The following is a 20,406-nucleotide window of genomic DNA, read 5'->3' as shown; positions in this document are numbered from 1 at the left end:
CGAACCGGGAGCGAACCGGGATCGGGTCGCACCCGCTTGTGCCGGAATCCGTACCGAGGCAGCCGGTCGGGCGGCACACTGGGGACGTGTCCAAAACCATGGCGTTCGACCCGTTCCGGCAGCCACCTCTCGCGTCCGCACCGGAGTTCGGAACCGGCGGTACGACGTCGGACGACGGCGTGTACGTGTTCGACGACGAGCGCATCGTGCTGGCGGTCAACGTGGCGCTGGCGACTCGGCGGCCGTTGCTGGTCTTCGGGCCTCCGGGGTCGGGCAAGTCCACGCTCGCGCCGAACGTCGCGCGTCACCTGGGGCGGGTCTGCCACACCGAGGTGATCACCGCGCGCACCGAACCCGATGACCTGCTGTGGCGGTTCGACGCGCTCCGTCGGCTCAACGACGCGCAGGTCCGCGAGGTCGCGCCGACCATCGGCGCGTACTGCGCGCAGGGCGTGTTGTGGAAGGCTTTCGATCCATATCGCACCATGTCCGGTCGGGCCGCGCAGGCGCCGGAGGACGGGCCGGTGTACGGCCGGCACACCGGTCCCGCTCCGCTGTCCGTGGTGCTGATCGACGAGATCGACAAGGCCGATCCGGACCTGCCGAACAGCCTGCTGGTACCGCTCGACACGCTGCGCTTCACCGGCCCGGACGGCGAGGAGGTGCGCGCGCGCCCGGGGGCCGAGCCGCTGGTGGTGATCACCAGCAACAACGAACGGGAGTTGCCCGCGCCCTTCGTGCGCCGCTGCATCCTGCTCTCCCTCGAAGCCCCGGATCGCACACATCTGTTGAAGGTGGCGAGCGGTCATCTCGGCGCCGCCTACGACGAATCCATGGCCGAGCAGGTCGCCGACCATCTGCTGAAGATCGCCAACGAATCCGAGTCGGCTCCGGGGCCGAGCACGGCCGAGTTCCTCGACACGCTGCGCGCGTGCCACGAACTGGGCGTCACCGCGGGCAGCCGCACCTGGGACCTGGTCGTGGAGGTCGCACTGAGCAAGGGACGAGGGAGCGCGAGGCCACGCGGGTGAGCGCCGGACGGGGACAGGTCCATCTCGGCGACCTGGTCCGGGCGATCGTCGCGCTGGAGGTCACCGAGGTCGATACGGCGATGGAGATCGCCCGGGTGCTGGGCTTGTCCACGGCGGCCGACTCGTGCCAGCCGGAGGGCACTTCGGCCCGGACTCCGCCGGCGGCGGACCCCGACGAGCCGGGCGGGACGCGGGACGAGTCGCCTGCCGTCGTGAGCGCGCCCGTGCCGCCGCCGCGGGAGGCAGACGGGGGCTGCACGTTGCTGGTGCTGCGTGAACCGAGCCCGGGTTCCGGCCTGGTCGTGGCGGCCGAATCGGATGGGGTCGACGTACAACGGTTGCTGGACTCCGGTTCGCGCGATGGCGCGCCCGAGCCGGTGTGGCCGGAGCGCTGGGCGCCGGGGGTGATGTTCGCGGCGACGTCGACCGACGTGATCGGCCGCGTATTGGACGAACGTGCGCTGGTGCGCGGGGTGGCCGATCGCGGGCTGGTCCGAACGCTGCCCTTCCGAGCGCGGCCGACCACCCGGCTGGGCATACAACTCCTGTTGGATGGGGGCGAGTCCATGCGGCCGTTCCGGTTCGACCAGCGGTGGTTGCGCCAACTCGCGGATGCGGTGGTCGGGCGGGACCGGGTCGAGGTGCTGCGCTTTCAGGGAACCCCGTGGCGCGGCGTGCGTGCGGTCGGGCGCCGTGTGCCGGTGGCCTACCGGGCGCCGGCGGCGGGTACGCCTGTGGTGCTGGTGTCGGATCTGGGGCTGCGCAGGCTGCCGTTCAGTGCCGCCGCCGCGGCCGGTTCGACCGAGTGGCGGGATTGGATCGACGCGGTACGCCGTGCCGGATGTCCGGTGGTGTGCCTGACGCCGTACGAGGCGCGGGCGCATCCGTGGGCGCTGCGCCGGCGCGTGGCGATGGTGCCGCTGGATCGGCGGACCTCGATTCGCGCGGCGCGGCGGGAGACTCGGCGGGCGGGGGAGGGGGTGCGGCGATGACAGGTCCACGCGAGCCCCTCGACGCGCGCCCGGCACCCGCCCGCGACGCGCGGCCGGACGAGGATGCCCCGCCGGACCTCGACAGCCCGCCGGACGGCGTCGAACCCGACGGATCGGCGGAGTTGCGCTATCTGCGGTGGCTGGCCGAGACTGATCCGCCGTTGTACACGCTGGCCCGGGCCCTGTGCCTGGCCCCGCACGCCGCGCCGGCGTTCGTTCGGCGGGCGCGCCTGACATTCGTCCCGGACAGTGCGGCGGGGCTGGAGGCGGACCTCTGGTTCTCGCCGCTGATCGAGTCCGCCGACGCGCGGGCCATGGTGCTCGATCCGCTGATCGCGGCCGGGTTGCGGCACGATTTGTCGCGGGACCGGCGGCAGTGGAAGGCGGTGCTCTCCCTGACCGAGGACATGCAGCGCGAGGCACCGGAGTTGGTCCGGCGCTACACGCGACTCGCGCTGGCCGACGCCGGTGAGCGGTGGGTGGACACAGAGGCCGAACTGGCGGGCTTTGCCGCCGGGATCTCGGCCGGTGCTCCCGACGGCGCGTCGGCCGACGATCTCTCCCGTTGGCTCGTGCACTTCCTGCCCAGGCTGCCCCGAGTGCTCGAGGACGCCGCACCGGCCCGCACGCTGCTGATCTCGGCGGCGGCCCGGCTGGCGGTCGATCCGCCGGGCTGGGTGGTCGATCGGCACGGAACGGCCCGGGTCGCGGCGGCACGGGCGGCCGCGACCCGGATGCCGGTGCGGGGCCGCGCGGAACTCGGGGTGCGGCTGGACGATGCCGGCCTGACCCTCAGCCGCCCGCCGGCACCGGGGTCGCGGGTGCTGGAAGTCCCGGACGGGGAACGGGTACGGGTCGAGTTGGCGGGACCGGGGGAGGCTACGACCCAGGGCCACGTGGTGGAGCTGGGAACCGACGAGTCGGTTCGGGTGCCGGTCGCGGTGTTCGCCGAACTCGCCGTGAAGTCCACCGATCGGGACCCGCTGACGGGCCGCCGCCTCATGAACACGGAGACGGTCTTCGGGGCCACGGACGCGTCGGCGGACGGCCGGCTCCGAGCGGCGCTGCGTTCGGCGGGTGAGGGGACGGAATTGCTGCTGTGGCAGGGAAAGCTGCGCCGGACCGTACCGCTCCAGGGAACTCCGCGCCTGCTGCGGGTAGATGACCGGACCGGGACGGTTCTGCTGGTGGCCGAGGATCGGTTGCTCGTCGTGCGGACCGAAGGGGCCGAGACGGTGTCCATCGGCGGCCTGGGGGAGATCCGTGACGCGGTCGTCGCCACGCCCGACCGCTTGTCGCCGACGCGGTGGGTGGTCGTGGCCAACGAGCATGGCGTGTGTATGGTCCGGCCGGACGCACCGATGGATCCGCCGACGTACCTGTCCCGGTCGGCCGAAGTGGGTCTGCGGATCTGGGTCGGGGCCGAGTCGTCGGAGCTGGTGATCGTGCGTGGTGGTGTGGAACCGGAGTTCGTCGACCTCGCGGGAGGCGGTGCGATCCGGTCCGAGGCACGCGCCGACGTGCTGCCGGTGACCGCGATCACCAGCGCGCACGGCGGCCGTCCGCTGCTCTTCGCGCAGACCGGCCCGCAACTCGTGCTGATGCCGACCCCCGACACGACCCATGTCGTCCGGGGCGGCGGCCTGAGCACGGACATCGTGTCCGTCGCGATCAGCCGCGGCGGAGCCGGGACCGCGGCCGTGGACCGGGCGGGCCGGTTGCTGAGATGGGACGGTACGACGATGTCGGGTCGCATGCGCGAAGTGCCGCTGCCGTTCCCGGCGGTGAGCATCTCGGCGGCGAGTCCGTGGGAGTTCACCGTGGTCGGCCGAGGCGGCCCGGTCGAACTGCGGGCCGAGGACGGCCGGACCGTGCTGCTCACGCCGGCCCGGAACGCGGACCCGGAAACGGGTTGGCTGCTGGACACCCTGGTCGCCACGATGCCCGTGCGTGCCGCAGACCTGGAGTCCGTCGTGCGCTCGGGCATCGGCTGCGTATGCCTACCCGTGCCGATACGGGAATCGACCCCCGGGCGTCCCGGCTCGGTGGCCGCCGGGGAGATCCTGCGCGCGGCCGGGGCGGCCGGCATCAGGATGCTGGTCGATGTGCAGGTCGCGCCCGGTTCGGACGCGGTCCGGAGCGGCCGCGGACCCCGATTGTTGCGCTACTGCGCCGAGTTGCTGGCGGCGGGCGCCGCAGGCGTACGGGTGTTGCCGTCGCGTCCGGTTTCCGGCGGCGACACCTCGACCGGCCGGGGCGACCCGACGGTGGAATTCCTGCGGGCGCTGCGGCGGTTGGTGGACGAGCATCCGGGGCGGGTGCTCGTGCTCGATCGCGGCGCGGTCGGCGAGTCGGCGCCGCGTGCGGGTGACGAGTGTTGCCATCTCGTGCTCGCCCAGGGCACTCGATCGGTGCCGCAGGCGCTGGCGCTCATGGAGACCGGGCAACCGTTCGCGGGCGCCGTACCGGATTGGACCCTGTCGCTGTCGACCGGGATCGGGAGGGAACCGACGCGTGCGGGGGCGATGGCCTCGGTCGCGCTCGCGCTACCGGGACTTCGGGCCGTGGCCGGGCTGCCTGTCGGTCCCCCGGGCGACGCCGTCGCGGCGCTGCTGCGGGTGCGCGGACGGGAGCGGGCACTTGCCCGGGGCACCGCGACACGACTGGGCTCCGGCGACTCGGACGTGGTTGTGCTGTCGCGGCGCTACGAGGACGACATCGTGGTCTGCGTGGCGAACCTCGGTACACGGCGAGGCACCGTCGCGCTGACCACGCCCAGTCTGCCGCCCGGCAGGCTCGTGGACCTGCTGGACCTCTCGGGGCCGCAACCGACGCGCACGCTCGGCGACAGGTCGCCGGCGATGGTCACCCTCGCCGCCCACGAATACCGCTGGTTCCGGCTGCTGACGTCCAACGAGCTCTACGCGAGCCGCTCGTGACGGCCCATCACGCCTTCGACCGGCCGGGTGCCGCCCCGACACCTCGTCCGCGGATCTTCGTCAGCCACAGCACGCGGGCGAAGCCGGGACAGGTCTGTTGTCGATGCCTGGAAGCGCGCGACGCGTTGGTCGAACGGTTGAGCGCCGAGGGCTTCGAGGCCGTGTACGACAAGGACTTCCTGCGCAGCGGCGACGGATGGCAGCAGGAGATCGCGCTGGAACTGCACGGCAGTCAGGCCACCGTGCTGCTGCTGTCCCGGCACGCGCTGGAGTCGGCGAACGTCGGCTACGAGGCCGGCATCGCGGACGGCAGGCGGCGGGTCGACGCCCGATATCGCTTCATCGCGCTGAAGTTGCCGGACGTGCGCCGCGTCGATCTCGCCGCGAGCGCGCTCAAGGCGATCCATCTCGGCGAGGTGGACATGTGCGACTGGGCCGACGACGAGATCGCCGGCGGTCGGCTGCCCGCCAAGCTGTGTGCGGATCTGGCGCAGATCCGGCTTTGGCACCTGGACCGCTCCTCGCCCACGCGCAACGCGGTGACCTCCGCGCTGGGCGAGGCGTACGAGGGACCGCTTCGGGCCGCCGCGGAGGTGCTGGGGGTGCGTGAGCGGCTCGACCGCGAAGTGCTCCGTGAACGGCTCAGCGAGGCGTTGTTGACCGAGCGCGCTCCTGCGCCCCGGCGCGAACCCGACCCGCTGGTGCGGGCGCTGGGCGAGGTGCTGCCGGTGCTGCGGTCGGAGCCGGCGGGCACGGTGGCCGACCTCAGTGTGGTGTACGCGCGGGTGCCCACGCTGGCCGCCGCGCAACTGGGCGAGTTGCGCGGGCGCGAGGACGGGCGGGTCGCCGTGCTCACCGCGACGCGCGACGGGACCCTGCGGGCGTACCTGCTCCGCGCCAGCGGACATCCGCGTCCGTGGCCGCATGTGGAGGTCACGGTGCCGGCCGGCGCCCGGATGGCGGCGGGTCTGGTCGCCGCGATCCGGGACGCGGTGGCGGGGTACATGGACTACGACGGCTACGACGACCCGGAGTTGGAGGGCGAGGTCGGGTTCCGTGAGGTGATCGAGGCGCACGCACTGGAGACCGGACCGATCGTGGTGGTCATCCGGCACCTGCCGGACGCGGCGTTGGTGCGTGAGCTGCGGGTGGCCTTCCCGTGCCTGCTGTTGTTGTTCCTCACCGACCGGGTCGGCGCGTGCGGACCGGTGGAGGCGATCGAACTGGCGCCGTTGACACCTTCCGGTGAAGGGGAGTTGAGGCGTACGCACGGCCGGGCGATGCTTCTGGCCGGACTTCCGGAACGACCCGATCCGCCCAGGAGGCCCGCGTGACCGTCGGTACGGATCCGGTGCTCGAACAGACCTGGCACGCGCAGCGTCGCTGGTCGCTCGCCGCGTCGGCGGCCAAGGCGTCGGTGCAGCGATGGCGGCTGGTCCGGCTGATGTTGGGGGTTGCCGGCGCGGTATCGGTCACGGCGGGTACGCAGGTGTCCGGTGATCCGGGCAAGGTGCTGTCACTGATCGGCGCGCTGTGTGTGGGACTGGTTCCGCTGGTGACGTCGCTGCGGCTGCCACCGGCCCGGATCGAGGCCTGGACGCGGCTGCGTTCGGTCAGCGAGGGGCTCAAGAGCGAGGTCTACCTCTACCTGACGGTGAGTGATCCGTACGCGGGCGCGGTGGCCGAGCGTCGGGCGCGATTGTCCGCACGGCGTGCCTCTTTCGAGGACGAGGCGGGCGAACTGCTGGGTTTGCTGCCGGTGTTGGCTCCGGCGGAACAGCCGGCGCCGCCGGCCGTGCACGATGTGGACGGCTATGTGCGCGAGCGGATCGACGTTCAGGCGGACGGCTACTACCGGACGCAGGTGTCGCGGATGCGGCGGGGGTTGGCCCGGATCCAGTTCGCCGAGTTCGTGTTGGCGCTCACCGGCATGGCGCTCGCGGCGGTGGCGGGCACGGTGGGTGGCGGTCGGCTCGGGGCATGGGTGCCGGTGGTTACGACGGTCTCGGCGTCGGTGATGTTGTACGGATACGGCGTTCGGTACCAGGAGAACCTCATCTCGTTCGCCCGGACCGCCGAGCAGTTACGCCGGTTGCGCGACGATCGGGTGGCGCGGATGCCGCTGGATCCGGCCGAGGAGGCGCGGTTCGTGGAGCGGTGCGAGAACGTCATCTCGATCGAGACGCAGGGGTGGATGGCGCGGGCGGCGCACGCGGATCCGGGGCCGCCGCAGTAGGCGCCGCGGAGGCGGGGGTTGGTCGACCGCGTCGCGAAGTGGCCGTCTGTGTGTGGTACTTCCGACGCGCAGTCAGGCCGTCCGCGTGCGCAGGTGGGTGGCGGCCGGGTTGTGCGGGTCGTCGGCGTAGCCGTGCGCGGGTTCGTCCGGGACGACGTCGGGCACGGTGTAGGGGGCGGATCGCAGGCCCCAGTCGTAGTAGCCGCGGATCCAGTTGCGCATCCCCTCGACGCTCATCTCGACGGCGATGCGTTCGGTCGTGCCCAGACCGAGTTCGCCGCAGATCTGCGGCATGTACGCCTGGAGCGTCATGAACGTGTCGAGCTGCTCGTACGTCATCCTGGTCGCCTCGCGCAGTGCGACGTCGTGTGAGCAGTCCAGCCGGTCGCGCAGGACCATGACCAGGTTGTGCGACGCGACCCGGCGGCCGCGGCGGCCCGGTGACTGGATGTCGTTGATGTAGGCGATCGTGTCGGTCGCGGCCTCGCGCAGCCTGCGCATGAGCGGGTGGGCCTGGATCTGGGCGGGCACCTCGAACCTGCGGCTGCGTTCTATCGCGTCGAGCGAGTGCGGTATGCCGGCGGTGTTGCGGCGCATCACGCGATAGCTGTCCAGATCGGGTACCGCCCGGGAGGCGCTCATCCGCAGCTCGGACGCGTGCGAGGCGAGGAATCGGGCCCAGCTTGCCGCGAACCGGTTCTGCCAGGTCACCGAGGTGCCGTCGGACATCGAGGCCCAGACCTCGGACCAGGCCAGGGTGATCGGGGAGACCAGGTCGGGCGGGGTGCCGGGTTCGCGGAACGGGATGGTGATCAGTTCGCGGGCGATCTCGGCGACGCGGTCCGGGCGTTCGGGGGACCGCGGGCGGGCGGCGGGGCTGCCGAGAGGGGTGCTGTCGGTGCCGGACCGGGCCCTGGTGCGGGCGTCGGCGTCCGGGTCGGCGTCGCAGTCGTCGTCGAACAGGAAGGCGAGCGCGAACCAGTTCATCAACATGAACTGGTCGTCGGGCGACGCGTGCGGGTAGGTGCGGCCGACGGCTTCCGGCAGGTCCCACGAGGTGTATTCGCGCAGACCCGCGTCGGTGCGGATCAGGCCGCGGTCGCGGACCCAGTCGAGGTGGCGGCTCCGGGCTTGGTCCAGGTACGGACTGATCGGGGCCTCGAACGGAATCGAGAACAGCACATCCTGCGGCACCTGGTCTCCCACCCGTTGCGTGATCATTGTTATGCCGCATCGGCGTCGCCGGCGCAAGATCCTTTGCGTGTGCGGAGAGTGACGTCGACGGGCGCTTCGGCACGTGCGGTGATGCTTGTGCGGGCACGTGCGGTGATGCGTGTGCGGGCCGTGTCGTGGTGCTGCGTGCACGAGGCTCTCGCGGACGGGCTCGGGGGTCAGGCCGCGATGTGAGCGGTGCTCTCGGTGGAGAGCAGTGCTTTCAGATCGTGCACGGCGGCGCGGCCGGCCCGGTTGGCACCGATCGTGCTTGCCGAAGGACCGTACCCCACAAGGTGGATGCGCGGGTCGCGCGCGGTGTGCGTACCGTCCATCCTGATGCCGCCGCCGGGCTCGCGCAGGTCCAGCGGCGCCAAATGCCGCAGTGCAGCGCGGAATCCGGTCGCCCACACGATGGCGTCGGCGCGCACCGACGAGCCGTCGGCCCATTCCACTCCGAGAGCGGTGATCCGATCGAAGATCGGCAGTCGCGTCAGCACTCCGTGCTCTCGCGCGGCGCGCACCGCGGCCGTCGGCGGCAGCCCCGTCACCGCCACCACACTCTCCGGCGGCAGCCCCGCACGAACACGCTCCTCCACCCGGGCGACCACGGACCGACCGACCTCGGCACTGAACTCCCCGTCGCGGAACACCGGCGGCCGACGGGTCACCCACGTGGTGGTGCCGACCTCGGCGATCTCGGCGAGCGCGTGGATGGCGGACGTACCGCCACCGACCACGACCACATGCCGTCCGGCGAACTCGGCCGGCCCGCGATAGTCCGCCATGTGCAACTGCCGACCGCGGAACTCGCCGGCGCCCGGGTAGTACGGGATGAACGGGTGGCGCCACGTCCCGGTCGCATTGACCAGGGCTCGGGCGGTCCAGGTGCCCCGGTCGGTCTCGATGGTCAACAGGTCGGCGGAGGCGCGGGGTTGCGTCGTGGTGATTGCGTTGGGCGAGTGTGCGGCGTGCGAGTCGGTGGCGTGCGGGCCGTTGTCGAGGGGAGGCGTGCCGGGGGTGGGAGTCGGGCGGGACGCCGTGCCGGGGCCGGGCGTCGCGTCCGGGGCAGGCGTCGACCGCACCGCCGTCACGGCTACGGGGCGCACGATGTGCAGGTCGAAGGTGCGCTCGTAGGTCGCGAAGTATTCGGGCAGTGCCTCGAAGGCGGGCCGGGCCGGCTCGATCTGCGGTACCGGCAGGCCGGGAAGCTCGTGGATCCCGTGTACGGCTTCCATCCGCAGCGTGGGCCACCGGTGCCGCCAGGCTCCACCCGGGCCCTCGTCGGCGTCGAGTACGACGAACGACAGTCCGGAGCGGCGCAGATGGTAGGCGGCGGACAGCCCGGCTTGCCCGGCGCCGATGACCACGACGTCGAGGACGCCTTCGTGGGCGGGGGAGTCGGAAGTTGTCCCGGGCCGGCGGGCGCCTCCCGGCTCGATGCCTTCGGTGGTCCGCGGGTCGCGTCCGGCTTCGGGGCGTGTGCGGGGCGGACCGGTGCTCGCGGCCGTGGTCGACGTCCCGGTCCCTGTCGTCGTCACGCTCACCATCTCGCTCACACGAGCGAGAACAGGTGGACCCGGGAGATCCTTCCCGATCACCCCGTGGCGTCGACCACCGTCGCGACGCCGATCAGTTGGCCCGCCACGGTGACCAGGCCGAGCCATCGCCGTACGCCGCGCAGCCCCGCTCTCGGCAACGCCGTCGAGACCGCGACCAGGAAGAGCGCGAGCAGGCTCGTCCCGAAGGCGAGCAGCGAACCGTCGGCCGGGCCGACCGCCGGTTCGCGGCAACCCCATCGCTCCAGACAGTCGCCGGTGGCGTTCCAGTAGCCGGCGAGTACGACGGTGCAGTCCACCATGACCAGCACGACCGCGCCGAGGAACAGCCCCCAGCCCACCAGCAGCGCACGCGGGCCCGGTGCGTCCTCGCGGGCGCTCATGGGCGGGAACTCATCCCGGGTTCGCCGGGTTCGCCGGGTTCGCTGGGGGCCGGGCTCGCCGGACTCATGGAACCCACGGGATGCATGGGGCCCACGGGTCGGGCGGGACTCAAAGGACGGACAGGACCCACGGGACGGACAGGACCGACCGGATGCACGGGAACCATGGGACCCACAGGGCCCAGAGGGTGCTCACGCCTCACAGGAGCCCCACGACCTACGGCTCTCACGCAGTGTGCAGCGCCCGCCCGCCTCATCGGACCAACCGGCCTCACGCCCCACGGCCCCACCGGACTCATTCGCGGCGGCTCCTTCACGGATCCGATCCGAGCAGCCGACCGAGTTGCTCCTGACAGCGGTCGAGCCGGGCCTGGAGCAGGGTGACCTCGGCGACCAGTTGCGGCACGATCTCGTACTCGCCGCGCACGTACGGACTGGCGTCGGCGGCCACCGGTACCCCGGCGAGGCGGGCGTACGACCCGAACGACAACCCCGCTCGCCCGGACGCACACCCGGTACAACTGCCGACCAGGCCGCGCCGGCCCACCACCCCCGTACCCGCGTCGACCAGCAACTCGGCCGGACTGCCGCACCCGCAGGCCCCGACCCACACCGAGGTGACCCGCTGCCGGCTGTACCGGAAGCCGCGCTCGAAGCGGATATAGCCGCCCAGCACGTCCACCCGCAGCAGCGCGGCGTGCCGATACTCCGTGACGCACATCAGGTCGCGCGCGTCCGATTCGGCATTCAGGCAATAGAACCCGCAGTCGCAGCGCGCCGCCGGCGGCCGATGCCGTCGCCCGTACGCGCAGCGCGCCTCGGCCTCGACCTCGTACGGCTGACCGCGCCCGATCGACACGCCGGCGAAGCTCGCCCGATCACCGTCCACCGACAACAACAGCGCCGCGACCTTGTACCCCACGGGCGCGACGCTCGCCCGCTCCTCGGGCAGCCGCCGCCGGCCGATCATCGCCCGGCGACCACCGGCGGCACCTCCACCGCAGGCACCGCCGGGGCCCGCCCATCCGCCCCCCGACCCTCCTTCGGTTCGGACGCCACCACGTCCCGCTCCCGCTCCTCCTCCCGCGTCACCCGCTCCACGACCACACCCGTCGCCACCGGCCTGCCGAGCTGCATGGGATTCCCCTCCCGATCGACTCCTCCCAGGAATGTTCACCCGCCACGCCCCCACCCACACCCACCACCTGATCCCCACAAAACGCCCACCGGGGCCGGCCAAACCAACCAACAGGTAACCGTGTCGCAAAGCCCTCCCGAACCTTGCTATCCTTGCCAAGCACGCAGGGCACCACCCCTGCGCCCACTCGTCCGGGTGGCGGAATTGGCAGACGCGCTAGCTTGAGGTGCTAGTGCCCGAAAGGGCTTGGGGGTTCAAGTCCCCCCTCGGACACACCTGGGGCCGTTCTTGAGATGGCCTGAGTTCGATTGACGAGATCCCGTTCAGCCCGTGAGGGTGGGCGGGATTTCGGCGTTCAGGGGCTTGTTGAGGGCTCCGAGACCGGCTGGGGCGGGTGCTCATGGCTGCTGACTGTGCTCGTGCCCCGGTCGCCAGCGTGCGTGTGCGCCTCGCGGCCGGTGGGCGTCGGGGCTGGTTGCCGGTGTGTGGGTTGCAGTCGATGTGTGGCGGTGGTGGTCTGCCATCGGTGAGTGGGGCCCAGTCGGGTCGCCCCGTGTCCATCGCGTCGTTGTGGTGGTCGAGGTCCGTCGGCTGGGTGTTTCGGTCGAGCCGGCGGCCGAGTTTGTCGAGGTTGGCGATCACCAGCAGGATCGCGACCGGGAGGTGCTGGGCAACGCGTCCGCGCACGGGTCGGTGTTTCTTGTCCCGATGTCGATGGGGATGCCTTTGAGCCAGCCGTTCATGCCTTCCGTGTGGCTGCGGATCGGTTTGTAGGTGGCGTCTCAGGCCGGCGAGAGGGAGGGGAAGTCCTGCCGGTATTTCGGGATGGCGGCGTCCGCGTGGACCGTCATCGTGGTCTGCCGGCAGATCGTCGGCAGGCCCTCGACCGCGGGCGGCCTCGCGCCTTCGCCCTCGGGGAGGACCACGGTGGGGCGGGCGGCCGGGTGGGCCGCCCGTTGCCGTCGGTCGCTCAGGTCCAGGGCCGCCGACGGGCGAGAGCCCGGGTCGCGAACGGTGGGGTGCAGGCGCTCGCGGCGCCCGCAGTTGACCGTGGGCGAGGGCCCGAAGCGGGGCATTGAAGCCGGATCGCGCCTCGTTCGTCGGCTCCTTCCTTGCGGTGCAGGTAGGAGGGCTCGCACACGGCGATCGACGCCTGGAGCTCGTTGCTGCGGATCCGGATCTGTTTGTCCTTCAAACCAGTTGTGGCTTCGCGCAACGGTTCCGGCATTTGCGGGCAGGCCAGGCATCCATCGATCAGCGGTGCCCCGCGGAAGCTGCCCTGGCGGCCGCGTCCGCCTTCCTTGAAGTCCAGGGCGAGGCGGTAGCCCAGGCGCCTGACGGGCGTCTGAAACACCGTCGCTTTCTGGTCGGTGTAGGCGCGGTCGGCCGCGCATACCCGTGTGGGCAGGCCGAGTTCGGCCAAGGCATCGAGGAGGAGGACGGCGTCGGATCCGATACGTTGCTCAAGGATCGGCCTCTCCGCCCCCGCGACGAAGAGCCGCCGGAGACGACGAAATAGGCCACGCGGCCCCCAAGGCGAGAGTGTTTCCTCTAACCTCGAAGGCACGCGTGAGCCACTGATTGGGGACCACGTCGAAGGCACCGGCGAGGCGGCAATCCTCTAATCGGCGCCGCGGCCCCTCCCTCGGGAGGGGTCGACTTCATATGAGGGCGACTACGTCTGGCGACCCCCTCCTCGTCACGCCCCTGCCAGGCGATCCGGTAGAGCCCGGGCTCGACTTCCACGACCTCACCGCGTGACGCCAGGCGCTTGCATGTCGTTCGCATGGTCTCGCGGCGGGACCGCGTCTCCTCCCGCCCGAGCGCCTCGTTGAGTTCACGTGCCCGCATCGGGCGACCCGACCCCGCGAGCACCCGCAGGATTCCCTGGGTAAGCGAACCCCGCCATGTCGTGCGACGCACCGCCGAGACCTCGTCGGACTCCGAAACGCCGGCGTCATCGACAACAGTCGGCTCCTCGACTGCGTCATCGTCCACCCGGTCCTCGGGATCGATCGCTTGGTCGGTCGCGCGAGCATCCAGGACTCTGGTCAGGTCCTCGGAAAGACGCTCGTGCACCTCCCACGCGCGGGACCGCTCGGCCTAGACCCGCTCGATCTCCGCCCGCAGGAACCCGAGCCGCTCGTAGAGTTCTTCGATTCGGTCGTAGTAGAAACCGACCGCGTTCCGGAGCATGGGAACCATGTCCGTGTCCTCCATGACGAACACCTCCAGCACCGCCGGTCACACACGTCCCTGATGTGTCGCCAGTCATCGTCAACAGGGAGGCACACATCCATCCGGGGAACGGCCAAGTTGCCTCGTGTGCCGTTGCGACACAGCCGCGCACGGGCGAACTCGATGTCCGGACAGGGGAGTTGACCATGGTTTGTGTGCCCCGCTTGAGAACGTGAGCGGCCGTCCACAAACGGGGCCGCAGGCAGTCCGACGCGCCTGGATCCGGCCCGCGTGACCGGCCAGTCGCCATCGAAAAGTGCATTGGCCGTGGAGAGTCGGCGGGACAACCGGCCGGCAACGGGAGGTGCACCGCCTGCGCGAGAAATCACTTGCGCGTTCGTTGATTCTTCGCAGGTCAAGCCCGGCTCGTGACGGGCCGCCGCCCGCCTCCGCCGGCTGTCGCCGCGGCGATATACGATCTCCGGCGTTCTGACGATCACTCAGGAGAGGCCCCGTGCCCGACCACACAGACGCCCGTTCACGCGACTTTGGCGGTATTGCCGACATCATCTACGACGACTTCGACTACGGGGCCCACCGCGTCACGGGCTCGGCCTCCGAGGCCCTCGACTGGATCGGCCGATCGTCGTTGCCCGAGGAGGACAAGGCCGCGCTGCGCGTCTTCGTGGCCAGGTTCCCCGGGATCGTATTCCACCGCGACGAAGCGGCACTGCTCGATCATCTGGAGCGGCGCAACGCGGTCGTATTGCCCTCGTGGCTCCGCGAGGTCCGGCAAGTACTGTCCGGGCCGGGACCCGAAGTGCAGGTCCGCCTCGACTTCGACCGCCACAACCCGCCCGCGGACCATGACGGCAACGACTACGACGAGAGCGACAGCGACGACCTGTGGTACGAGGACAATTTCTTCGGCTATCGACAGGACGAGGAACGCGACCTGTTGAAGAACGGAGCCGAGTGCTACCCGATCCTGTCCGCGACGACCAGCGTGAACTACCTGCTGGCCGCCGACCTGGGAAATCCTGACAACCGCCACATCGTCGACGTGTGCGACGAGGATGTCATGGACGACCTCCACGACGGCAGGCCGGGCACGGATTCGGTCTCCTCGGCATTCGTGTCCTACGCGAGCATGCTTACGTATGTCATCGAGTGCCGCACAGAAGACGGCACGGTGGTCCGAGCCCTGGACCTTGCCTGACACTGCCCGCCACGACGGTGTCCCATCGAGTACCTCCAGACGCGGACACCTTGGGATCGACACCCGAGACGGGCACACGTCGCTCGTGCGGGGCCGGGCCGTGCGTCTTCAGCCACCACGCGAGAGGCCTCTCCCGGGAAACGATCATCCACTGCACGGTAAACCGAGCATGCGTTCGATGTCACTTTCCAGGTCAGCCCCCACTCGTGAACGCCCCACACCTTCAGTACATGCGGTTCGGTCTCCGAGCAGCACCGATCGGCACCCGTGCTTGGCTTCGGCCGAGACGGGTGTTTGTCGTTTCTCGGGTCTCGCTGTTGCTCATCACCTCCATGGGGTCGCAGAGCGGCGGGTGCCGACCGGCCGGCCGGTGCCGGTCGTCGAGCCGGCCTGGAACGCGAACTCGCCTCCTGCCGCCGGGGCTGCACCGTGTTCACCCGGCGCATCGGCTCGGAGGGTGCGGTATGGGAGCATCGGGCCGTTGCGTTGACAGCGGGGATTGGGAATATGCTCATTTGGGGTTTCAAGACCATATTCAAGACGCTTTCCGAGGGCGTTTTTCACTGTCCGAGGTGCGGGGGTGATCGGCAGTATCACCTGAAGTTGGCTCGGCGCTGGTTTACGCTGTTCTTCATTCCGATTTTCCCGTTCAAGGAGCAGGGCACGCACGTCGAGTGTGCGACCTGTGGTGGTACGTACGAGGACACGGTGTTGCAGGGCGCGACCAGCGCGCAGATCTCCGAGTTGTTGGGCCAGGGGATGCGGGCGCTTGCGGTGACCATGCTGCGAGTTGCCGGTACGCCGTCCACGGCGGCGCGGACGGTGGCCACCGAAGCGGTGGTCGAGGCGGGCGTGTCCTGGTACTCGGTGGCCCAGTTGGATGCGGATCTCGCGGGTGCGGGCTTCGAGTTGCCTCCGGTGCTGGTGCCGCTCGGCGACCAACTCCAGCCGCAGGGGCGGGAATGGCTGCTCACCCGGGCGGCGTTGATCGCCGCCGCGGAGGGCGGGATCGGTTCGGCCGAGCGGGCGCTGCTCGATCAGGTCGGCGGCTTGCTGCAGATGACCCCGGCGCATGTCACGGGTGTCGTCGAGACGGCCCAGCGCAGCGTGCGGCGCGGCTGACACGTCGTGACGCGGGGCTGTAGGCCCCGCCGAGATCCCGCCTGCCCGCAAGGGTGGGCGGGATCTCGGCGTTTCGACCGGAGCGACGCGGCCGCGACGGTCAGGAGCCGGCAGACGACGTAGCCACCGCGGCGGGGGAGGCGGGCGAGGCGGGCGTGTCTGCGGGCGCGGAGTCGGGCAGGACCCGGCGGGCCTGGCGGCCGAGGGCGAGGAGGCGGCCGTCCGGCGTCCAGACCGCGCTGTCGTCCATGGCCCAGCCGCTGCCGGCGTGTTCGGTGCGGATCCGGACGAGGGCCCACCCGGGCGCCGGGCCTTCGTCCAAGGCGTCGCCGAAGTGCACCGTCAACTCCGCCGACGGGACCGGCCTGGGCCTGGTCCAGCGCGCGAACAGTGCCGGCGGCAGGGCATCGGCCAGTACAACCACGGCCGCCGCATCCAACGGCCTGCCGTCGGCGAACCGTATCCAGGCCGTCAACTCGGCGTCCGCGGCACCCGACAACGGCAGCGTCGCGGTCGCCGGCCGGATCTCCAAACGCCTTGTGAACGGCACGAGTTCGACCGGAAGCTCCAGCGGGGCGCAAGCCTCCACCGGCGCCACCGTCGGCGCCGGGCCGCCGTTCTGATCGGGACCGGGACGCCGGGCACCGAACACCGCCGAACCCAGCAGCACCGGATCGCCGGCCTGTTCGGCACGGAACGAGGCCACCGAGGTACCTCGTCCGGCGTGTTCGACCGTGGTCGCCAGGACGAACGGCCGATCGTCGACCGGCCTGAGGAAGTGCGCGTTGACGGTCCGCACCGACCGCCCAGCGTCGGACCGCTCGAACAACGTGTCCCGCATCGCATCGAGCGCGAGCGCCGCGAGATGCCCACCGTGTGCACCGGCCCACGCCCACCAGGACCGATCCACAGCAATCTCACGTACGGACTCGCCCCGCCCTCGCCCCGCCCCCACCCGCACCACTCCCGCATGATCCATACCATCGCCTCCGCGAGTAAGTTGGAAAATCATACTTACTATAGTCGCGGTGAGGATGACCACCGTGAGGTGCGGCGCCTCGGTGATCTGGTGGCGCGGTGATCCGGTGGTGCGGTGATCCGGTGGTGCGGTGATCCGATGTTGCGGTGAGGCGGTTGTGGTGCGGCGAGGCCCTGGCGCGACGGGCCGAGCCCGATGGGGCGGGGCGGTGGCGCGGCGCGTCGATCGGACCGTGCCCCGGGGTGCGCACCTCCCCCTGGCGTCGTTCGGGAGGTTGGTGGGTCGGGAAGCCCCGCGAGGACCGCGATCAGCGCGGGTGTACGCGTGGACGCCCGCGAGGGGCGTGGCAACTGCACTGGGGTGCGGTCGAGTTGGGCGTGGTTCTGCGCGGACTGCCCAAGGTGGTCTGTTCGGCGTCGGGCGACACGGCGCGGCCCGGTGTCGAAAGGTGTTCAAGTGCCCGTTGATAAGGGCGATTCGGGGTGGTGAGGCGGGAAAATCGGGAATCGGCCGGCGGAATGAGGCGGTTGTTCGTCGGAGGTGGGGTTCGGCGCGTCCCGGTGGGTATCGAAGGAGCAGATAGTGCGCGGCGCGCGCACGACGGCGATTGTGCCGGTGACCGGAACGACCAGGAGGACGTGGCCATGACGCGGATCAGGATCGTCAAACGCCCCGTTTCCCCGCGGCCGCAGCCGCCGGCGGATTTGCGTACACCTTCCGGGCGCCCGTTGCCCTATTGATGTCGATGTGGAGTCGCCGAGGGCCGCCGGGGGCGGTGTCGGCCGCCTGTGCGGTGGTCGGCGGTTCGTCGGTGCCGTGTGCGGCGGGTCCGTGTGTCGTGGGTCGCGCGATCGCGGGGCCGCGAAGGTTGTGGTTCGTTCGTGATCGGCGGGCGGGCCCGGGGCGCCGCTTTGTGGTGGGGATCATGACTTGGTGGATGCCGAGGCGGCGGCCTTTGAGGACAGCCGCATGCTGCTGTCGGATGGCTTGACGAACCCGGCGCGCGCGGGGAGCCCGCACGCCGGGCCGCCGATCGACCGTCGCCCGACCGCCCGATCGGGGTGGGCCCGACTCGGCTCGCGCTTCCCGCACCCTGCGGACAGGCGTTGATCGAATGTGCATCGGACGTTGATTGACGCGCGTGACACTGACGCGTCCACGCGGCCTCGGCCGCGCCACGCGTTGGCCGGACGCCCGCGCCGTCGCCGTTCGCAAAAGGAACCGCCCCATGCCCGCCGCCACCCAGGCCGCCTCCTCCCCGCTCCTGCGCTTCACCGGGATCCGGCTCGTACACACCGCGCTGCGCCGCGACCTAGCTCCTATGGCGGGGCGGATCCGGGGGCCGCACACCGACGAGGGCGCGCCCGTCGCCGACGTCCTGGCCCAATGGCGGCTGCTCGCCCGGATCCTGATGGCCCATCATGACTACGAGGACGCGTGCCTGTGGCCGGTGTTGCGGGTGGCCCGTCCGGAACTGCGATTGCTGCTCAACCGCTTGGAGGCGGATCACCACCGGATCGACCACGACCTGACCGTGGTCACCGCGATGATCGGCAGCCTGGCCCGTGATCCGGAGCGTGCGTGGATGGTGGCCGCCGCCGTCGAGGCCGTGGTGGAGACGATCGACGCGCACCTGCGAGTGGAGGAGGTGCAGGTACTGCCCGAACTGGCCGCGGTGGTCGCGGCCGGCGAGCACATCGGCACTCTCGGCGCCTCGCTCGCGGCGATCGACGCGGCCGAGGTGTTCGACGTCCCGGCGCCGGTGCGCGGCGCGCCGATCGACGCGATCACGTGGCTGCTGGATGGGATCGCCGGAATCACCGGCGTCGCCGGCGCGTCCGATCTCCCCGCCGGGCCGACCCCCGGCCGGCACCCGGGGCCACACTCGGCGTGAGCGGCCCGCTCCCGCTCCCGCTCCCGGTCCCGGTCCCCGACGCGGGCTGTCTCCATCCCCCAGGCCCCGTCCCGCCCTCGTCCCGTCCTCGTTCCGTCCCCGGTACGGCCGTCGCCGTTCGTCCACGGGGCACGGCCGCCGCCGTCGCGCACCCGCTTACCCCGCCCCCGCTTTGACCCCGCCCACGTCGCGCCCACCCGGCCCCGCGCACGCCCCGTCACCTGGTACGCCCCGCCTCGCCCCGCCTCGCCCCGTCTCGCCCGTGCCGCGCCCGCCCGACCCACCCCGCCTGCCCCCGACCCACCCCCGCGTCCCCCGACCCGCTCCCCGTACCCCGCGCCGCACCTCCGCGTACGCCTTGACCTGCTCTATGCCGGGCGTCCGAGCGGAGCACCCGATTCCTCTCTACTCTTGACTGATGACGAATCACCCCCCAAATGGCCCATGATGGTGGTCACCCGTGGAGTTTGGTGGGGTGTGTGCCGGTCGTCCACGGCGCGCGTGGCATGCTGTGCCGTCAATGTTCTGCCGGATGGGGGAACGGCGGCCGTCCCGGGGGGATATCGATGAAACTGGCATTCCTCGTTGAGGAGCACTACCGCCACGACGGCATGCCGCTCGACGTGGTCCGACAGCTCGACGCGTGGGGGCATCACGTCGACATCGTGCGGCCCGGCAGTTCGTTGATCGAGTTGTCCGACCTGATCCGGGCCGGTTCGCACGACGCGTGGGTGCTCAAGACGGTTTCCGGCGGTCCGGGGCTGAGCATGTTGGAGGCCGCGGCGGCGCTCGGGCTGACCACGATCAACGACGCGCGCGCGATTCGATCGGTGCGCGACAAGGCGGTGGCCGCGGTGATCGCGCGTGCCCACGGGTTGCCGATGCCGGTCACCTATTTCGCCGCCGTTCCCGAGTTGCTCTCCTCGATTCCCGCCGATCGCTACCCGCTGGTGGTCAAGCCGGTCGGCGGCAGTTCCGGGCGTTCGGTGCACCTGGTGTCCACGCCCGCGGAACTGGCCCGGTTGGGCGGCGAACTCGTCGATGAAGGGCCGTTGTTGGCTCAAGCGTACGTGCGCAATTCGGGCCAGGACCTGAAGGTGTACTCGATTTCGGGGGAACTCCACGCGACCGTGCGGCGCTCACCGCTGCATCCGGAGCATCCCGTCCGCGAGAGTCGGGTACCGCTACCGAGCGGAACGGCCGCGCTCGTGCACCGAATCGGCGCGGCCTTCGGGCTCGACCTGTTCGGCGTGGACATCATCGAGGGGCCGGACGGGCCGATGGTGGTGGACATCAACGACTTCCCGAGCTTCCGCTGCGTGCCCGACGGGGTGGCCCGGGTGGCCCGCGCGGTGCTCGACCTCGCGAGCGGCGCCGGCGCCGGCATCGGTGCCGCGGTGGGTACGAGTGTCGCCGCGAACGGCGTCACCCGCACGCCGCTGCGCGCCAGGCCCGTGATCACCCCCGCCCGCGCCGGTACCACTCCGATCGTCGACGCCGCGCCGCCCGCGTACGTCGGCTGAC

At 71.2% G+C, this 20,406-nt stretch carries 18 protein-coding genes and 1 tRNA gene; 12 read left to right on the top strand and 7 right to left on the bottom strand.

Annotation, left to right across the window (positions count from 1 at the left end):
- Window positions 1-86 precede the first annotated feature (86 nt).
- Genes ACIBSV_RS05145 through ACIBSV_RS05125 form a run of 5 tightly spaced genes read left to right on the top strand, consistent with a single transcriptional unit; the run spans window position 87 to window position 7,198 of the window.
- On the top strand, window positions 87-1,031 hold the full coding sequence (locus ACIBSV_RS05145; protein ID WP_395859590.1) for an AAA family ATPase: 945 nt from the start codon (window positions 87-89) through the stop codon (window positions 1,029-1,031).
- Entirely contained in the window at window positions 1,028-2,023 is a 996-nt protein-coding gene (locus ACIBSV_RS05140) for a hypothetical protein (protein WP_395859589.1), read from the top strand. The genes ACIBSV_RS05145 and ACIBSV_RS05140 overlap by 4 nt, the downstream gene beginning before the upstream one ends.
- Window positions 2,020-4,962 carry a hypothetical protein gene (locus tag ACIBSV_RS05135; RefSeq protein WP_395859588.1) on the top strand — a complete coding sequence of 981 codons (2,943 nt, stop codon included), beginning with the start codon at window positions 2,020-2,022 and terminating at the stop codon, window positions 4,960-4,962. Before ACIBSV_RS05140 ends, ACIBSV_RS05135 begins: the two co-directional genes overlap by 4 nt.
- Complete coding sequence (locus ACIBSV_RS05130; protein ID WP_395859587.1) at window positions 4,959-6,296, top strand: toll/interleukin-1 receptor domain-containing protein; 1,338 nt, start codon at window positions 4,959-4,961, stop codon at window positions 6,294-6,296. Before ACIBSV_RS05135 ends, ACIBSV_RS05130 begins: the two co-directional genes overlap by 4 nt.
- A complete protein-coding gene (locus tag ACIBSV_RS05125) occupies window positions 6,293-7,198 on the top strand; it encodes a DUF4231 domain-containing protein (protein WP_395859585.1) in 906 nt (301 codons plus the stop codon). The genes ACIBSV_RS05130 and ACIBSV_RS05125 overlap by 4 nt, the downstream gene beginning before the upstream one ends.
- A gap of 72 nt (window positions 7,199-7,270) precedes the next feature.
- On the opposite strand, the gene ACIBSV_RS05120 is transcribed toward ACIBSV_RS05125, so the two are convergent.
- From ACIBSV_RS05120 to ACIBSV_RS05100, 5 genes are all read right to left on the bottom strand, one after another.
- A complete protein-coding gene (locus ACIBSV_RS05120) occupies window positions 7,271-8,404 on the bottom strand; it encodes a terpene cyclase (RefSeq protein WP_395859584.1) in 1,134 nt (377 codons plus the stop codon).
- 185 nt (window positions 8,405-8,589) lie between these two features.
- On the bottom strand, window positions 8,590-9,780 hold the full coding sequence (locus ACIBSV_RS05115) for an FAD-dependent oxidoreductase (protein ID WP_395859583.1): 1,191 nt from the start codon (window positions 9,778-9,780) through the stop codon (window positions 8,590-8,592).
- A 227-nt stretch (window positions 9,781-10,007) separates the two neighbouring features.
- A complete protein-coding gene (locus ACIBSV_RS05110; protein WP_395859582.1) occupies window positions 10,008-10,352 on the bottom strand; it encodes a hypothetical protein in 345 nt (114 codons plus the stop codon).
- A gap of 313 nt (window positions 10,353-10,665) precedes the next feature.
- On the bottom strand, window positions 10,666-11,322 hold the full coding sequence (locus tag ACIBSV_RS05105; protein WP_395859581.1) for a hypothetical protein: 657 nt from the start codon (window positions 11,320-11,322) through the stop codon (window positions 10,666-10,668).
- Window positions 11,319-11,489 carry a hypothetical protein gene (locus ACIBSV_RS05100; RefSeq protein ID WP_395859580.1) on the bottom strand — a complete coding sequence of 57 codons (171 nt, stop codon included), beginning with the start codon at window positions 11,487-11,489 and terminating at the stop codon, window positions 11,319-11,321. The genes ACIBSV_RS05105 and ACIBSV_RS05100 overlap by 4 nt, the downstream gene beginning before the upstream one ends.
- Window positions 11,490-11,679: 190 nt before the next feature.
- Between ACIBSV_RS05100 and ACIBSV_RS05095 the strand changes: the two genes are divergently transcribed.
- A tRNA-Leu gene (locus tag ACIBSV_RS05095) sits at window positions 11,680-11,763 on the top strand.
- 297 nt (window positions 11,764-12,060) lie between these two features.
- Entirely contained in the window at window positions 12,061-12,264 is a 204-nt protein-coding gene (locus tag ACIBSV_RS05090; protein ID WP_395859579.1) for a hypothetical protein, read from the top strand.
- A gap of 8 nt (window positions 12,265-12,272) precedes the next feature.
- On the opposite strand, the gene ACIBSV_RS05085 is transcribed toward ACIBSV_RS05090, so the two are convergent.
- Window positions 12,273-12,566, bottom strand: coding sequence for a hypothetical protein (locus tag ACIBSV_RS05085; RefSeq protein WP_395859578.1), 294 nt, complete (start codon window positions 12,564-12,566; stop codon window positions 12,273-12,275).
- Here ACIBSV_RS05085 and ACIBSV_RS05080 point away from each other — a divergent pair.
- The 3 genes from ACIBSV_RS05080 to ACIBSV_RS05070 all read left to right on the top strand — a co-directional run bounded on the left by ACIBSV_RS05080 (window position 12,566) and on the right by ACIBSV_RS05070 (window position 16,009).
- The gene (locus ACIBSV_RS05080; RefSeq protein WP_395859577.1) at window positions 12,566-13,009 is read left to right on the top strand and encodes a hypothetical protein; all 444 of its coding nucleotides are present in this window, start codon (window positions 12,566-12,568) and stop codon (window positions 13,007-13,009) included. The two genes, ACIBSV_RS05085 and ACIBSV_RS05080, sit on opposite strands and share 1 nt — an antisense overlap.
- A gap of 1,173 nt (window positions 13,010-14,182) precedes the next feature.
- On the top strand, window positions 14,183-14,887 hold the full coding sequence (locus tag ACIBSV_RS05075) for a hypothetical protein (protein ID WP_395859576.1): 705 nt from the start codon (window positions 14,183-14,185) through the stop codon (window positions 14,885-14,887).
- Between the two features lie 507 nt (window positions 14,888-15,394).
- Window positions 15,395-16,009 carry a zinc ribbon domain-containing protein gene (locus ACIBSV_RS05070; RefSeq protein WP_395859575.1) on the top strand — a complete coding sequence of 205 codons (615 nt, stop codon included), beginning with the start codon at window positions 15,395-15,397 and terminating at the stop codon, window positions 16,007-16,009.
- Window positions 16,010-16,109: 100 nt separating this feature from the next.
- On the opposite strand, the gene ACIBSV_RS05065 is transcribed toward ACIBSV_RS05070, so the two are convergent.
- The gene (locus tag ACIBSV_RS05065; RefSeq protein ID WP_395859574.1) at window positions 16,110-16,988 is read right to left on the bottom strand and encodes an acyl-CoA thioesterase; all 879 of its coding nucleotides are present in this window, start codon (window positions 16,986-16,988) and stop codon (window positions 16,110-16,112) included.
- Between the two features lie 1,228 nt (window positions 16,989-18,216).
- Here ACIBSV_RS05065 and ACIBSV_RS05060 point away from each other — a divergent pair.
- Entirely contained in the window at window positions 18,217-18,882 is a 666-nt protein-coding gene (locus ACIBSV_RS05060) for a hemerythrin domain-containing protein (RefSeq protein WP_395859572.1), read from the top strand.
- 566 nt (window positions 18,883-19,448) lie between these two features.
- Window positions 19,449-20,405, top strand: a complete 957-nt coding sequence (locus tag ACIBSV_RS05055; protein WP_395859571.1) for a RimK family alpha-L-glutamate ligase — start codon at window positions 19,449-19,451, stop codon at window positions 20,403-20,405.
- The last annotated feature ends 1 nt before the right edge of the window (window position 20,406 follow it).

Source organism: Embleya sp. NPDC050154, from assembly GCF_044460165.1.
In the GTDB taxonomy this organism is placed as follows: Bacteria; Actinomycetota; Actinomycetes; order Streptomycetales; family Streptomycetaceae; genus Embleya.
Note: the sequence above shows the minus strand (reverse complement) of the source record. Positions and strands in the feature narration are given on the sequence as shown.

What these genes read in the sequence shown, in the direction of transcription:
- ACIBSV_RS05110 (WP_395859582.1), bottom strand. Translation starts at nt 10,352, where the DNA reads ATGAGCGCCCGCGAGGACGCACCGGGCCCGCGTGCGCTGCTGGTGGGC.
- ACIBSV_RS05055 (WP_395859571.1), top strand. Translation starts at nt 19,449, where the DNA reads ATGAAACTGGCATTCCTCGTTGAGGAGCACTACCGCCACGACGGCATG.
- ACIBSV_RS05060 (WP_395859572.1), top strand. Translation starts at nt 18,217, where the DNA reads ATGCCCGCCGCCACCCAGGCCGCCTCCTCCCCGCTCCTGCGCTTCACC.
- ACIBSV_RS05085 (WP_395859578.1), bottom strand. Translation starts at nt 12,566, where the DNA reads ATGCCCCGCTTCGGGCCCTCGCCCACGGTCAACTGCGGGCGCCGCGAG.
- ACIBSV_RS05065 (WP_395859574.1), bottom strand. Translation starts at nt 16,988, where the DNA reads ATGGATCATGCGGGAGTGGTGCGGGTGGGGGCGGGGCGAGGGCGGGGC.
- ACIBSV_RS05105 (WP_395859581.1), bottom strand. Translation starts at nt 11,322, where the DNA reads ATGATCGGCCGGCGGCGGCTGCCCGAGGAGCGGGCGAGCGTCGCGCCC.
- ACIBSV_RS05100 (WP_395859580.1), bottom strand. Translation starts at nt 11,489, where the DNA reads ATGCAGCTCGGCAGGCCGGTGGCGACGGGTGTGGTCGTGGAGCGGGTG.
- ACIBSV_RS05135 (WP_395859588.1), top strand. Translation starts at nt 2,020, where the DNA reads ATGACAGGTCCACGCGAGCCCCTCGACGCGCGCCCGGCACCCGCCCGC.
- ACIBSV_RS05070 (WP_395859575.1), top strand. Translation starts at nt 15,395, where the DNA reads ATGCTCATTTGGGGTTTCAAGACCATATTCAAGACGCTTTCCGAGGGC.